This window comes from Desulfomarina profundi (assembly GCF_019703855.1).
Taxonomy (GTDB): Bacteria; Desulfobacterota; Desulfobulbia; order Desulfobulbales; family Desulfocapsaceae; genus Desulfomarina; species Desulfomarina profundi.
In genome coordinates, this window is sequence record NZ_AP024086.1 from 1785744 (window position 1) to 1800901 (window position 15158).

16 protein-coding genes are annotated in these 15158 nt (G+C 43.2%); 8 read left to right on the forward strand and 8 right to left on the reverse strand.

The features are described 5' to 3' along the window. Positions 1-5: 5 nt before the first annotated feature. Complete coding sequence (gene era / locus LO777_RS08265; protein WP_228857036.1) at positions 6-920, reverse strand: GTPase Era; 915 nt, start codon at positions 918-920, stop codon at positions 6-8. Between the two features lie 430 nt (positions 921-1350). On the opposite strand from era, the gene LO777_RS08270 reads away from it, so the two are divergent. Continuing rightward, positions 1351-3354: a ribonuclease catalytic domain-containing protein gene (locus LO777_RS08270; protein ID WP_228857037.1), complete on the forward strand. Its 2004-nt coding sequence runs from the start codon at positions 1351-1353 to the stop codon at positions 3352-3354. Positions 3355-3365: 11 nt separating this feature from the next. Here LO777_RS08270 and LO777_RS08275 read toward each other — a convergent pair whose 3' ends face one another. Beyond that, positions 3366-3572 (reverse strand): hypothetical protein, encoded by a 207-nt coding sequence (locus tag LO777_RS08275; protein ID WP_228857038.1) that lies wholly within the window; start codon positions 3570-3572, stop codon positions 3366-3368. Between the two features lie 331 nt (positions 3573-3903). On the opposite strand from LO777_RS08275, the gene LO777_RS08280 reads away from it, so the two are divergent. The 4 genes from LO777_RS08280 to LO777_RS08295 are packed head-to-tail and all read left to right on the forward strand — an operon-like array spanning position 3904 to position 6747. After that, positions 3904-4869 carry a helix-turn-helix transcriptional regulator gene (locus LO777_RS08280; RefSeq protein WP_228857039.1) on the forward strand — a complete coding sequence of 322 codons (966 nt, stop codon included), beginning with the start codon at positions 3904-3906 and terminating at the stop codon, positions 4867-4869. A gap of 17 nt (positions 4870-4886) precedes the next feature. Continuing rightward, on the forward strand, positions 4887-5294 hold the full coding sequence (locus tag LO777_RS08285; protein WP_228857040.1) for a hypothetical protein: 408 nt from the start codon (positions 4887-4889) through the stop codon (positions 5292-5294). 17 nt (positions 5295-5311) lie between these two features. After that, complete coding sequence (locus LO777_RS08290; RefSeq protein ID WP_228857041.1) at positions 5312-6436, forward strand: DNA-binding protein; 1125 nt, start codon at positions 5312-5314, stop codon at positions 6434-6436. Beyond that, the gene (locus LO777_RS08295; protein WP_228857042.1) at positions 6436-6747 is read left to right on the forward strand and encodes a DNA integrity scanning protein DisA nucleotide-binding domain protein; all 312 of its coding nucleotides are present in this window, start codon (positions 6436-6438) and stop codon (positions 6745-6747) included. Before LO777_RS08290 ends, LO777_RS08295 begins: the two co-directional genes overlap by 1 nt. Positions 6748-6860: 113 nt before the next feature. On the opposite strand, the gene LO777_RS08300 is transcribed toward LO777_RS08295, so the two are convergent. Both LO777_RS08300 and rpmB read right to left on the reverse strand, forming a co-directional pair. Continuing rightward, positions 6861-7142, reverse strand: coding sequence for a hypothetical protein (locus tag LO777_RS08300; protein WP_228857043.1), 282 nt, complete (start codon positions 7140-7142; stop codon positions 6861-6863). A gap of 71 nt (positions 7143-7213) precedes the next feature. Further along, positions 7214-7408, reverse strand: a complete 195-nt coding sequence (gene rpmB / locus LO777_RS08305) for a 50S ribosomal protein L28 (RefSeq protein ID WP_228857044.1) — start codon at positions 7406-7408, stop codon at positions 7214-7216. 570 nt (positions 7409-7978) lie between these two features. Here rpmB and resB point away from each other — a divergent pair. From resB to LO777_RS08320, 3 genes are all read left to right on the forward strand, one after another. Continuing rightward, positions 7979-9301, forward strand: coding sequence for a cytochrome c biogenesis protein ResB (resB, locus tag LO777_RS08310; RefSeq protein ID WP_228857045.1), 1323 nt, complete (start codon positions 7979-7981; stop codon positions 9299-9301). 32 nt (positions 9302-9333) lie between these two features. After that, complete coding sequence (gene ccsB / locus LO777_RS08315; protein WP_228857046.1) at positions 9334-10188, forward strand: c-type cytochrome biogenesis protein CcsB; 855 nt, start codon at positions 9334-9336, stop codon at positions 10186-10188. 149 nt (positions 10189-10337) lie between these two features. Continuing rightward, entirely contained in the window at positions 10338-10769 is a 432-nt protein-coding gene (locus tag LO777_RS08320; protein WP_228857047.1) for a cytochrome c3 family protein, read from the forward strand. 97 nt (positions 10770-10866) lie between these two features. On the opposite strand, the gene glyS is transcribed toward LO777_RS08320, so the two are convergent. The 4 genes from glyS to galT all read right to left on the reverse strand — a co-directional run bounded on the left by glyS (position 10867) and on the right by galT (position 15152). Then, on the reverse strand, positions 10867-12942 hold the full coding sequence (gene glyS, locus LO777_RS08325) for a glycine--tRNA ligase subunit beta (protein ID WP_228857048.1): 2076 nt from the start codon (positions 12940-12942) through the stop codon (positions 10867-10869). Positions 12943-13035: 93 nt separating this feature from the next. After that, positions 13036-13761, reverse strand: a complete 726-nt coding sequence (locus LO777_RS08330) for a GTP cyclohydrolase I FolE2 (protein WP_228857049.1) — start codon at positions 13759-13761, stop codon at positions 13036-13038. 8 nt (positions 13762-13769) lie between these two features. Further along, entirely contained in the window at positions 13770-14129 is a 360-nt protein-coding gene (locus tag LO777_RS08335) for a response regulator (protein ID WP_228857050.1), read from the reverse strand. A 15-nt stretch (positions 14130-14144) separates the two neighbouring features. Next, entirely contained in the window at positions 14145-15152 is a 1008-nt protein-coding gene (galT, locus tag LO777_RS08340; protein WP_228857051.1) for a galactose-1-phosphate uridylyltransferase, read from the reverse strand. Between the last annotated feature and the right edge of the window lie 6 nt (positions 15153-15158).

Sequence of the window (15158 nt, forward strand, 5' to 3'; positions counted from 1 at the left end):
CAGTTTTACAATCCAAGCTCCTTGAGAAACTGTTCATTTCTGGACCAGTTCTTTTTTACTTTTACCCAGAGTTTCAGAAGTACTTTTTCTCCCAGCAGCAACTCAATATCTTTTCTGGCAGCACTGCCGATTGCCCCGAGTTTTTTCCCACCTTTTCCAATAACAATACCTTTCTGGGATTTTTTCTCCAAAACGATGGATGCATGGATGGTAATGAGTTTCTTTACTGTATCCTCTTTAAAGGAATCGACAATAACTGCTGTTGAATAAGGAATTTCCTGGCCGGTCAGAAGAAAAACCTTTTCCCGGATAATTTCCCCGCAAAGAAACCGCTCACTGGCATCTGTTGGAATGTCTTCCGGAAAATACCGAGGGCCCATGGGAAGAAGAGAGATGATCTCATCCAGAAGATTTTCCGTTCCGTCACCCGTGAGTGCGGAAAGGGGAACTACCGCCTTAAAGGGAAACAGGTTACTGTACTTTTCAATTAACGGGAGAATAATTTTCCTGTCAACAAGGTCTATTTTATTGAGAACCATGATCGCCGGGCTTTTCACCTGCTCCATATACGACCGGAATTCCGCTTTCTTTTTCTTTTCCAGTTTTTCGGGTAAAGGCAGTGAGACATCAATGAGAAAGAGAACCGCATCCACTTCCGCCAGGCTCTCCATGGCCACCTTCACCATTTCGATATTGAGCGGTTCACGTGATTTATGCAACCCCGGGGTGTCAAGAAAAACGATCTGGTACTCTTTTCCGTTGACAATTCCGGCTATTCTGTTGCGTGTTGTCTGCGGCTTTGGTGTTACAATTGAAATTTTCTGCCCGAGCAGATTATTCATGAGCGTTGATTTTCCTGCATTGGGAGGACCGACTATTGCCACCAATCCTGATTTCACAGGTTTTTCGAAAATATTCATAGAAAATAATAATAATTACACAAAGAGAAGAATAAATGTGTGCAAAAAAATATTACACACTATACTGGTCGAAATTTGGTCATTATCCATAGACAAACGACTACCAATAAAACTATAATACGACTCAAACAGATTTCATATATTTTTCGAAGGGAAGTCCCTTTACTTTTATAACCGGATTTTTGACAAGGAGTTTTTGATCGTTCACGACAGTATTATCAGCCCTGAAAAGAGTAATTGATCACAAGTACCCGGCTTTCCACAGTCTCTGTTACCTGGTGTTTGTCCAGAAATTAATGGAAATCCGACTGCGACAAAAAAACCTTTTGCTATGGAATTTTCTGACAAACAGGGTCGATAAAAACGATGGAAAAGTGTTCTGTCAGAATCACCACTCAAAACCTCCCGGTTATCGGGGTACTTATTTTTTATGATTAGCACAGGAAAGCTCATAGAATATCTCGATAACGGCAAATTTATCTGCGCCATAGTCGTGGAAAGCCAGCCTAAACGACTTCGCTTGATCAATCAGAATGGAAGGGAGGTCAATCTGCCCCTTTCAAGAGTTGTTCATTGCTCAAATGAAACATATGACATTGGACAAAGTCGGGAGGAGTTGATACGTAATCTCAAAGAAATTGCCGAAAAAAGACTCAACCTGATGACAGCTATTGATCTTCAGGAACTCTGGGAATTGACCTCCGACGAATCCGATTCATCATTCAGCCCGTCTTTTCTGGCTGAACTTATCTTCGGCGATCTTTCCAATGATGACTGTGTCTCCGCTTTTTTAAGATCTGTCTTTTGCGACAGACTTTTTTTTAAATACAGTAATGGACTGATAAAGGTCAACAGCCCAGAACAGGTTGAAAACCTGCAGATTCAACGTAAAAAAGAAGAGAAAAAAAAGCAGATTATCACTGAAGGTGCTGCTGCGGTCAAAGATCTTTTTTCAAGAGAGCACCCGCAAAAAGAGCTGGATCCTCTTCTCAGGGAATCTCTCCATCTGCTCAGGGATTATTATGTCTTCGGCAATGATGCAAAAGACGCAAATACCGCAAGACAGCTCCTGAAAACAGCAGGCCTCACCAGTCCCCATGACCCATTTCATATCCTTGTTAAAGCCGGACTCTGGGGCCCTAATGAAAACATTCCCCTACTCAAACAAGAACTCCCCGTCAATTTTTCTCTGGAGGCAAGACAGCAGGCTGAACAGTTACTGCAACAGGGGCAGGACGACCTGTTCAATGATCCAGGAAGAATCGACCTGACCCATCTGAAACCGATAACCATCGACGGCCCCACCACATTGGATTTTGATGATGCCCTCACCCTGGAAGAACAGGATGGCAATTATCTTGTGGGTATTCATATTTCTGATGTCGCCCATTATGTAAGACCAGGAGATGCACTCTTTCAGGAGGCAATGCGGCGTGGGACTTCCATCTATTTTCCGGAAGGTCAGATCCCCATGCTTCCCCGGCACCTTTCCCAGGGAATCTGCAGCCTTATTCAGGATGAGATCAGGGCCGCTTTCAGTTTCATGATTCTGCTGTCAGAGGATGCTGAAATACTGAGAGTCAAGATCATACCGTCAATCATCAAAGTCGCCAGACGACTGACCTATGATGAAGTGGATCGGATGATTGAAAAAGACGGGGAACTCAAGATACTCAATATGCTGAGGAAAAAGTTGAGGCAGCGCAGGATTGAAAAGGGAGCCCTTCTTCTGCCCTTTCCCGACGTAAATATTTTCATTGATCACCAGGGTCAGGTTCATGTTAATCTGGGGAAAAGTGACACTCCCGCCAGAACAATCGTATCTGAAATGATGATTCTGGCCAACAGCGAAGCTGCCAGATATGTTTCCGACAGAATGGTTCCCGGACTCTTCAGATCTCAGCCCAAGTTGAAAAACAGAATTGTATTTGGAGAAGACGACGATCTGTTTCAAAATACCCTGCAGAGAAAACAACTGCCAAGGGGTGAACTGTCCACGACCGCCAAGCCGCACTCCGGCCTGGGTGTATCGCACTATACAACTGTTACTTCTCCCATAAGAAGGCTGCTGGATCTCGTTATGCAACACCAGCTTGACTCGATTATAAGAAGAAAGGAACCATGTTTTACCGAGGATATGTGTAAGGATTTCACATCTATTCTCTCCAGAACGGTTACGGCAGCCAATAACGTACGCCATCTTCGGCAGCGTTACTGGCTGCTTAAATATTTATCTGATCGAAAAGGTCAGCTGATCAATGCACTTGTTATTCAGGTAGGCCCCAGACGGATAAACCTTCTGCTCACCGACATTCTCATGGACATCGATCTGCCTAAACCTGCGGGCAGAAAAATATCTGCAAACAGCACGGTCCAGGTAAGAATCCTGAAAGCAGATCCCCTGGATAACGTTGTGCGTTTTGACTGGCCATGAACCCTTTCCCGTCAACATCCCTCAATCTTCTTTTTTTTCAGGGATTTTATTTTTATTGTTCCCTTTTCCTTGAACCGTTCTATTCCTTTCGGGCATTCGAGAACCATTTTTGTCCCTTCAATCTGCACAATTTTACATTTTGCACTGGCAGCAAAACTTGCCGTGGCAAAAAGTAATATGCAACCAAACAGACATATCGAACCAATCATTATTTTCATTTTTCCTCCTTTCTTCTATGGTTTAAAGTTATATGGCATGCACTGACAGAATACTGACTCGTGGCGGAACTTCCAGCCGACATGGGGTGAAGTCGCCCCATATCCGGTCGGGTTCATACCCTACATGCCTAACCCGGATTTCTCATGAACATTGTGTCAATTTTGAGAATAACCGTAGAATAAAAACAGTGAGCTCATTCTCAGTAATTGAGTTCATGTTGATTATCACTTTGTTCCTCAAAGGGATACTGGTATATTGAATGGTATTGCAATACGTGATGATTACAGAATTCCGGTATCAGATTTATAAAATCCTCAAGTGTCCAGCGATATGAAAAAACCGGCTTCTCCGGAAACATTCTCCCATGGCGCCATGGCCATGGTAAAAATTGATGGAACAAAAGTCAGGGAATTGCGTGAAAAACAGGGCCTGACTCAACTCTACGTGGCAACCGCAGTACAGGTAACAACTGATACTATTTCCAGATGGGAAAACAAAAGATATCCAAGTATTAAAAAAGAAAACGGCCTGAAACTTGCCGAAGCCCTGGGAGTGGAGCTTGAAGAACTTCTGGAAACCACGGAGCCAGTAGTAGAACAACAGACAGGGCCAGACCGGGAGATTTCCCCAAATATTGAGCAATCTTTTCCCCCTTCCAAACACAACAACATCAGGAAAGCATGGCCTCTACTTATTCTTTCCGCGACAATCGGGTCTCTTATTCTGGCAGTTGCTTTTTATTTCCTTCAAACTACTCCCACTGCAAAACTCAATGCCATACGAATACTGCCCAGACATTGCATTGCCGGGCAACCCTTTCCAGTCATTATTAAGGTAAATGGTGCCGACCAATCTTCCATTGCCATTATTCTCAAAGAATCCCTGCCACCAGACAGCCATATTATAAAAGTATTTCCTGAACCCAGCGGCAACAGCACAAAAGGAAACATACTCAAATGGCTCCTCAAAATCCAAAGCAGGGCACTCTTTTCCTACCTTGTCGCCATCGATGGAAAACCTGGAGAAAAACGAGAATTCAACGGCACACTTTCCATCAATAACGGACCTGCCAACACCCTGACAATCAGGGGGGACCATGAAGTTCTCCTGGGAGAACATCATTGGGCCGACAGCAACAGTGACAATATCATAAGTGACAATGAGATTCTGACTGTCTACGATCTTTACAGCGACATAAAAGGACTGAAACTTGACATGGACATGATAGAAGAAATCTGGCTGGGATCAGGTTATCGCTGGAACCGGCAGACCAACATGTTCGAAATTTCAGAATAGGAGTTTTAAAAAAACATATGTCCTCATTCATTTTCACACTGACAAACCGATCCCTGATACTCTTTTTCATGTTATTTATGGTTCTCTTCACCTGCAGAAACACAAAAGCAGAAATCCTTATTGACGGAACCTATATTTCCGCTTCCGGAAAACAGATCGTTCTGGAACTGAACATATCTTCCCGTAGACCTGTCAATCTCATCGTTGAACAGTTCCTCGACCCCGGTAATTTTATACTGACAACTTCTCCAGGTGCAAAAAAGAGAACATCGGGAAAAATCAAATGGCTGTTTAGAAATATTTCAGACCGCAGACTTTCAATCTCAATCCGACTTCGCTCACCGCTGAAAGGAACCATAAGTGCCATTATACGATATCGAGACCCTGACAGTGGTCAATTTATTGAATCACAAGTGATACCATAACCTGGAACAACAATATTTTGCCTACCACATCATTTATTAACAGGTGTATCCGTGAAACACTCAACGGCTTGAGGGATGGTCTGTCCCTCTTTTCCAAACCGAGCCGAGCTGCCGTAATCTTTTCCCTGAGGCGGAAACAGCAACTTCAGATCTGTGACCCCCAGAATCTTCTTCGTGGATATGAACCCAAATTGAAAAATATCTACCTGGAAAACAGCGACTGGAAGAAAAATATTGAAGAGAAAAAACCTGACTATTCCTTCAATTTAATTGATCCTCTTGCCAACCTGCAACTGGACGGGCTGATTTCCTGTGGGGGGAGTTCCGCGCCTGTTTTTTACCAGATGTGGTTTACGGAACATCACCCAAATCTCTGTTCCACAGGACCAACCGAATGCTGGCTTGAACATGCCGTATTGCGATTTTCTCACGATATCGCCAATGACTCAAACCTGTATACAGGAATTTCCGGCAGTTTTCTCAGGGAGTACTCAAGCCATGCAGTGCACGACTATATTGTGGACAAAGCCAATAAGAGCCTTGGGCCGGACTGTCAGATCAGAATTTACCCTGTCCTTGATGCTGTTCTGGGTATCTCCAAAACCAACGAAGAAGGGGTAAGGCCTTTTGGAAAACTGACATTTATTGAACCCAGATTTCTGGGAGAAATACACTTTCTCGCCAGGTTCCAGGCAAGCGAAAAACCACTGTTAAGTAATTTCAAACATGTACGGAAACTTCTTCAGGCTGTGGAATACAGTACACATCACCTTGTCTCCGACGGGACGACCATCCTTGGAATAGCTACAGACCCGATTCGGCAGTTTCACATTACTGCGGATTTTCAGGGAAGGTTTGGTTTTTTAAAAGACAATGATGAAGTACTCTGCAGTTTTCAGGATGGCAGTTACAGTTCAAATACACACCGGGCAAAACTGTTTGAAGTAGAAGAGGCACTGCTGGATTTTGAAATTGATACCGCAACAAGAAATGATCTCTTTAAAATCATAGCCGCACTGGTTCATTACGCGGAGGACAACACTTTCGGTTGTACCTTTGTCCTTGACCTGGCAAAAACCCCGGCGGATACAGCAGGACAAAGCCTTACTCCCCCCTTGATCTTCATGACAAGGACAAGCTGATGCTTGCCGGAGCCCTGGCAAAGGTAGATGGAGCCCTTCATATACGCACGGATCTCCAACTCCATTCCTTTGCCTGTCTCCTGGATGGCCACAGAATTAAGAACGAAAACAGAGCTCGTGGGGCAAGATACAATTCCGCCCTGCGATTTACTGCCCAATATCCAGAAACTATAGTTGTGGTGGTTTCCGCAGACAGGCCGGTTTCCGTTTTCCGTCAAGGGAAAGAGATCAGCAGTGAATACAACATCGGAGACTCCCCACACTGTATTCTTTTCCCTCTTCCATTTGAGGAATGGCTGCTTTTGACTTAACAGAAAAGCTGAATAATGCAGATCGAATTTGTAAGTTTCAGGCTGAATTTCATACCTGATCAGGAAAACTATTAAAGAACCAGAAGAAAAAGACCATTTACTGGCTCTACCGGCTATATTTCCAGAGCCCAGTCCGGAATATGTGAAAGAATATAATTCTGAACAGCTTCCTTTAAATCTCCCTTTGAAACGTCACCTACGGCATGAACAACTTCCTCATAATCAAACCAGCACAGCTCCCTGTCATCATGATTATAAACCGTTAATATCCGGCGATTTTCCTGCTCAATATCCTCTTCTTCCTGAATGGCTGCCACAAGTCGCACAGCTTCATCAAAACTGAGAAATTTTATTTTTTCCTCACTCATTTCAACCCCTTCAATAACCAATTCCATAAAACCTGATAAACAAAAAAAGGCGAGTAGGAATTCTTCCCTCTCGCCTTTTTCTTTATTCAATTTCTGAATTATGCCGGTTTGACAACAGCTCCCGAACGAATGCAACGGGTGCACACTCTGCCCCGTTTAGTTGCACCACTTTCAGTCACCATACGAACTTTTTTCAGATTGGGAAGCCATCTTCTTCTTGTTTTATTGTGTGCATGGGAAACATTGTTACCTGTTAACGGTCCCTTGCCACAAATTTCGCATACCTTTGCCATTTCTACTCTCCTTATATTCCATGTCCATCCATGCTCCTTCTCCTATTGCATGGAAAGATACCATGATTATTCTGCATAATTTACCACCAAAAAAGTAGAATATACTATTTTTGAATAACGATGGCAAGTGCTTTTCATACAAACCAGCATTGCTGTAATCAATGGCCCAGCCACACCCACTTCAATCAAGGCGATACCATCTTCTGCAGTATTTTAATAGTAAATGTAGACTCCTGGAACTTTAAAGCAAACACCCCTTGAACTGATGAGAAATACAAGCTGGCCGTTGTTAACGAGACAGATTTGGTAAAATTGTCAATCCCGCAGGCAAAACAATAAAAAAATTTGATGTGTTTATCTTGAAAATCACTTATCTTTGCTAGTGCTTGTTATTCGGATATATCCCATTATATATATACCTCTCAATTGTGGTCAGCTACCGGGCTCAGTGCAGTAATGATCTTATCTTTTTATATTCAGGCTACCAGTGCATTTTTATTGCAATCACGTTTTACTTATGGTAGCCATACACGACATTATCAATAATAATTCTCATTACGATTAAATTCAATGAAACAGACCAATTCTCTCTGGAGCTTCTTTGCATCAGTCAAACTTGCTATTTTTACGCTCAGTTTTATCGCAGTTTCTTCCATCATCGGAACCATTATCCCCCAGGGAGAATCCCATTCCTTTTATATCAAGAATTATGGTGAAGTATGGGCCAGGTTTTTTGAAGTTCTTGATATTCCGGATATGTATTACTCATGGTGGTTCATTGGTCTGCTTGGTTTGCTCAGTGCCAATCTTATAATCTGCAGCATCGACAGGTTTCCAGGAGTCTGGCGCATAGTCAATGCTGATAACCTTGCGATCAAACCTGAAAGACTCCAAAAAATGTCAGAGAGTAAAAGCTGGAAAATCTCAAAAAGTACAACTGATCCAGTTCTTCTATCCAAGGTTCTCCTGAAAAACGGCTGGAAAACTGTCCAGAAAAAAACTGACAACACAGTCCTCTATTTCAGTCAGAAAGGCAGATGGAGCAGAACCGGTGTGTACCTTGTCCATGCCTCAATTCTTATAATTCTTACTGGCGCAATCATCGGGCATTTTCTTGGCTTCAAGGGAAGTGTCATGATTCCTGAGACAAAAAGCAGCTCAAAAATTTACTCTTACGAAAATTCAACACCCATTAAACTTGGATTTGAAATTCGTTGCGATTCATTTACAATCGAATATTACGATAACGGCATGCCGAAAGAATATATGAGTAAACTCACTGTTCTCAAGGACAATCGGGAAATCCTGACAAAAAACATTGAAGTCAACAGCCCCCTGACCTACGAGGGAATAACCTTTTATCAATCCAGTTATGAGGGATATCAGGATTTTTTGATCACCATCACAGAGCAACTATCAGAAGAAAAGAAACAATTTATTGTCCCCTTTCAACGTCAGAAAGAGTGGAAAGAAAAGCAACTTCGTTTTGGAATTGTTAATGCTGAAGCCATTGGACAAAGGGTTGTCCGATCGAAGCTCTGGTTCAAGGCTGGTAATTCTCCTGCAAGCATTGAATGGATTAAGGATGGGAAAAGCATTACAGTAAAGGATGGATCCAAACTCTATTCGATTTCCGTAAAACAAATGTATGCAACCGGCCTGCAGGTCGCCAGAGACCCCGGTGTGTGGCTGGTGTATATTGGTTGCATTCTCATGCTGGCAGGGCTGTACATGGCATTCTTTATGTCCCACAGAAGGATCTGGCTGCTGATCACTACCGATGAAAATAACAGGTCTTCAATTCTTCTGGCGGGTTCAGCAAATAAAAACAGAGTTGATTTCTCGAGTCGGTTTTCAGAACTTGCTCAAAAGATTGAATCTTCCATCTCATAGGCAATCCCGAAAAACTATTTGGAGTAGAAAGCATGGATAGTTCACAGCTTCTTGGAATAACAACATTTACTTATCTTTTTTCAACACTGCTCTATGTGGCCATCTTTGTTTTTAAAGCTCCCAGACTGGGTACACCGGCCACTCTCTTTACCTTTCTCGCCTGGGTTATACAGACGGCAGGCCTGATTCTTCGCTGGAAAGAGTCATATAATCTGGGATTTGGCCACGCACCACTGACCAATATGTATGAATCAGTGGTTTTTTTCGCCTGGGTAATTATTATTCTCTACCTGGCAATTGAATGGAAATTCAAAACTAAAGTTATCGGAGCATTTGCTGTACCTTTCGCCTTTCTTGCCATGGCATACGCATCCTTTTCCACTGATATCAGTAAGACTATCAACCCCCTGGTACCGGCACTGCAATCAAACTGGCTTATAGCTCATGTAGTCACTTGCTTTGTCGGTTACGCAGCTTTTGCTGTTGCTGCTGCACTGGGAATCATGTATCTGATGAAAAGTCGGGAAGCCGGACGTCAGACCGGGGAATCTTCTTCTCTTTTAAGCTCATTACCACCCCTGAAAACTATCGATGATATAACTCATAAAACAATGGTATTCGGATTTATCTGGTTGAGCGGTGGAATCATTACCGGTGCAATCTGGGCTAATTCCGCCTGGGGAACCTACTGGAGCTGGGATCCCAAGGAAACCTGGTCACTTATCACGTGGTTTCTTTATGCCATAACTCTTCACGCAAAATATACAAGGGGATGGAGTGGCACTAAAATTGCTTTTCTCTCCATTTTCGGCTTTGTTGCAGTCCTTTTTACCTACTACGGTGTAAACTTTCTCCTTGCCGGTCTCCACAGTTATGGCTCAAGCTGACAACCACACAGTGGTAGTTAGCTCCTGTTTTCAACCACTTAACCTTTTGACAAACGTTCTGGAAAACAGTATAAAAGGATATGATGAAGTTGTTTTATTTTTTTAAGTATTTTTTTATTTTCGCATTATTCTTTCAAAGAGGAGCGACCATGTTTAAAAAAATTTTTGCCTGCAGTGTAATATCCTTTTTCGTACTGTGTGGTACTGCAATTCTTTCAACTGCCGGTACGGATACCGGCCCTGCTGAACTCACTATTGTTTCAACCCACTCCAAAAAGCCAAAGCCTGCCCTTTTCCCCCACAAGAAGCATCAGGATAAGTTCAAATGTGCAGAATGTCACCACGGAATAAAAGATGGAAAGCAGGTTCCCTACGCCGAAGGTATGGAAATTAAAAAATGTGACAACTGTCACAACAAGGATGTTCTGAAAGGAAAGAAAAAAGGAAAACTGAAACTGGATACAATTAAAGGCGCAGGCCATGGTAATTGCCTCGCCTGTCATAAGGCAATGGCAAAAAAAGATAAAAAACTGAAGAAAATTACCAAATGCAGTAACTGCCACCCTAAAAAGAAAAAATAACCTTATGACTTGGCACTTATCCAGGTAACCGGATAAAAAAAGGGGCCATGTTCTTTTAAGAACATGACCCCTTTTTCTTCTTTTCTTCTGACAGGTATTATTCCTGCATCTTGGAAATATCACCAATCTGCAGGATCAGCTCCCCTATAGCAGTTAACAGATTCAGTCTGTTCCTTCGAATGTCTTTATCCTCAGCCATTACCATAACATCATCGAAGAAACTGTCTACGGGTTCCTTCATCTCCAACATGACTTTGAGTGCCTTTTCATATTCCTGCCGGTTGATAAAATCTTTCATTTTATCAGCTACTTCCAGAAACAGCGAATAGAGTTGTTTCTCGGCAACTTCAACAAAAAGCCCGGTTGACACCTCGGTGTCACTGTTATCCTTGATAATATTTCTGATTCTTTTATAGGATGCTGCAAGAACCGTAAATGACGGTTCCCTGCGAATAGCATCAAATGCCCTGATTCTTTTCAGGCAATCGTTGACTTCATCAAAAACAACACTGACCACAGCACTTACCGAACCACTGTTAAACTTTTCCGCTCCAGTGCAGTCATGAATAAAACGCCGTTTGATAAATTCAATTATGGTATCAACCGTTTCACTGCTACCGTTTACCTTGTCTCCATACAGGGCCAGAGCTTTATGAACTGTCTCTTGCAGTGATATCACATATCCCTTTCCTTCGATAATGTGCAAGATAGCAAGAGATATTCTCCTCAACCCAAAAGGATCTGTGTTCCCGCTTGGAATCTGGCCTATTCCGAAACAACCGACAAGAGTATCAAATCTGTCGGCCAGTCCGAGCAAAGCACCCGCATCAGTAGCAGGGATATCAGCTTCCGCACGTTTGGGCATATAATGTTCTCTCACGGCAGTGGCAACAACTTTGTCCTCACCATCATTTATGGCATAGGCTTCTCCCATTATCCCCTGCAGGGAAGGAAATTCTCCAACCATATCACTTAAAAGATCACATTTACATAATTCGGCTGCACGACATGCCCTGTCCGCAAGCTGTGAATCGACCTGCTCTGCCAGGAGACGGACAAGTTTCACCAGTCTCTCGCTCTTTTCATACATGGTACCGAGTTTAGCCTGAAAGATTATTCCATTCAGTTTTTCACGCCTTGATTCCAGCGGCGTTTCTTTGTCGGAATTATAGAAAAAAAGGGCATCTTCAAGTCTTGCACGCAACACCCTCTGGTGCCCCTTACGTGTCAAATCATCCTGATTGACCCTGGTATTATTGACAGCAACAAAGCCGGGAAGCAGGGAACCGTTTTTATTCACAACAGGAAAATATTTCTGATGTTCCCTCATGGATGTTATGAGAACATCAGGAGGGAGCTGAAGAAATTTATCATCAAAACTCCCGCAGATACCGTATGGAGTCTCCACAAGATTAGTCACCGTATCCACAAGGTTTTGATCAACAAGTACCTCTCCATCCTGAATATGATCAGATTCAAGAACAGCACTGGTTATTTCATCAATCACCTTTGCCCTTCTTTTTTCAGGATCCACAATGACAAACATATCGGCCAACTGCTTTTCGTATTCATCACAGTTTGTGATCTTTTCGAATCTATTGGCATTAAAACGATGTCCACAGCTGCAATCTCCCGCCTGCAGTCCCTCATGCTGAACAGGAATTATCTCTTCGCCAAAAAGTGCCACCAACCATTGAATGGGCCTGGCAAAGGCATGATGATAACTTCCCCACCGCATTGATTTAGGAAAAGAAAGCTCAAGAATAATTTCCTGCAGGAGTCCAGGCAGCAGTAAGAGAGTCTGTTGCCCTGAAACCTCCCTGACCAGCATCAGATACTCACCTTTGGGTGTGTCGACTACCTGAAGATCATTGACTGATGCACCTTTTGATCTGGCAAAACCCAATGCGGCCGGAGTAGGGTTACCATCCTTGTCAAAACCGGCAGCCTTTGATGGTCCAAGCAGCTTTTCCTGTATGTCTTCCTGCTTTTTAACAACATTTTTCACGCACAGGGCCAGTCTTCTCGGCGTTCCCATCACTTTAATGTGACCATGCCCGATCTTCAATTCTTCAGCCTTCCGACTGAATTTATCACGCAGCTGTTCCAAGGCAGGTTGAAGAAAACTTGCCGGTATCTCTTCCGTTCCAATTTCAAATAGTAAGTCTCGCATGGGATAGAGTTATTTATTGAGGATTCAGGTTATTTTGAAAAATGTAATTTTCAAGACGAACACAGTATAAAACTGTCTATATTATTATCAGGCTCAACACGATTCCAATGTGGCAAAAGTTGAGCAATCTTCACCAAAATTATGCACAGTGACGGAAAACCAGGCGATAGCCTCAATGCTCTCCAGACTTTCCCCTACTCTTCTTGTCAACTGCTCAACGGAAAGATTCTTCCTTACTTTTACTGCCTGTGTTTCAATTTCTTCTTCCACTGCCTTTTCAATCAGCAGAATAAGATCTTCTATCCAGTAAAACTGGTTGAACCGTACACACACCTCAGCCCTCCCCCAGTTCCCGAATGATCCGGGCAGACGATTGATTTTTTCCTCAACCATCGGCAAACTGATGGGTACCTCCACCCGCAGCTGCAGGTCATCTTCCTCTTCAAAGGAACCGTGCATGGAACAGTTGTAATTTCCGAGGACTGAAGAACCGTTGTTTCGATTTTTTTTCAGGAAATAAGGAAATTCCAGTTCCAGGTGAGAAGCCTCCGCCTCAAGACGGCTTTTCATCTTTGCCAAAATTCTATGAAAACTCTGCAGGGTGATTTCACCGTGAAATTCATTCAGTATTTCCACGAACCTGCTCATATGGGTTCCCTTGAACCTGTGAGGCAGATTGACATACATGTTGGCCGTTGCAATGGTATGCTGCCTGTGCTGAGCTTTATCGAGCACAGTTATAGGATAGGAAACTGTCTTAACTCCAACTTTTTTTATATTGATCCTTCTGCTGTCCGACAGACTTTGTATATCTTTCATCGGCTCATTCACCTCTCTTCACCAAGCAACTTTCCGACAGCATTTTTCAACTCACTGATATCACCGGATTTCACAATATATGCATCTGAGGCCCAACTTCCAAGATCACGCTTGAATTCCTGATACGCACTACTCAGTATAACCGGAACCGAAGGGTCAAGCATCTTCATTTTTCTCAACACTTCTATCCCGTTCATTTCCGGCATCTGAATATCGAGAATAACAATATCCGGTCTGTTGGCAGAGAACTTTTCCAGACCTTCCATACCATTCATGGCGGATATAACCTCATACCCGTCATCTTCAAATTCTTCCCTGTAAACTATCTGTATATTCTCTTCATCATCAACCAGCAAAATCCGTTTCACCTGTTTCTCCTTCTTTTATTTTTCCAGAGACTTTCTCAGGAATGTTGCCGCTTCTTCAGGAGGCAGTGGATTGATATAAAAACCGGAACCCCATTCAAAACCTGCAATGGATGTCAGTTTAGGAACTATTTCAAAATGCCAGTGGAAATATTCTGTTCCTCCGCTCCGAAGAGGTTCGGTGTGCAATACAAAATTATAAGGTACATTGGGAATACAGGCAGTAAGCCTCTGCAGAGCTTCACCAAAAATACATGCCAGATCATAGAGTTCTTCATCACTCTGCAGACAGTATGATGACTGGTGATGTTTTGGAAGAACCCACATTTCAAATGGAGTCCGCGGTGCAAAAGGAGTAATGACAATAAAGCGCTCATTCTGACAGACAACCCGCACATCCTGCTGCATCTCCTGGCGGATTATATCACAGAAAAGACAACGCTCCTTGTAACTGTAATAGGATTTTGCTCCATCAAGTTCGGAAACTATCATCCTTGGCAGGATAGGCAGAGCAATCAACTGGGAATGGGAATGCTCAAGGGATGCACCTGCAGCTTTTCCGTGATTTTTAAAAACGAGTACGTATTGAAACCTCAAATCTTTTTCGAGGTCGAGAATACGCTCCCTGTAAGCCCTGAGAACAAACTGCATTTTCCGGGCAGGGAGATCGGAGAAAGATTCTTCATGATCGGGGCTTTCTACTATCACCTCATGAGCCCCGATACCATTCATTTTATCATAGAGACCGACACCTTCCTTGGCCAGATCGCCCTCTATTATCAAGGCTGGAAATTTATTCGGCACAACCCGGACCATCCAGCCTGATCCATCGCCTTCAGCACCGTTTTCATCAGATTTGGCCGACCATACTTCAGGAGGTGTAAACGACTCATTTCCTGGGCAGAGCGGACAGAATCCGCCTCCACTTCGAGGTTTTTCCACCGGGAAATCTGTTGGTCTCTTACTCCTCTCTTTGGAAATAATTATCCATCGTCCAAGAACCGGATCCTTCCGCAATTCTGGCATGGAACT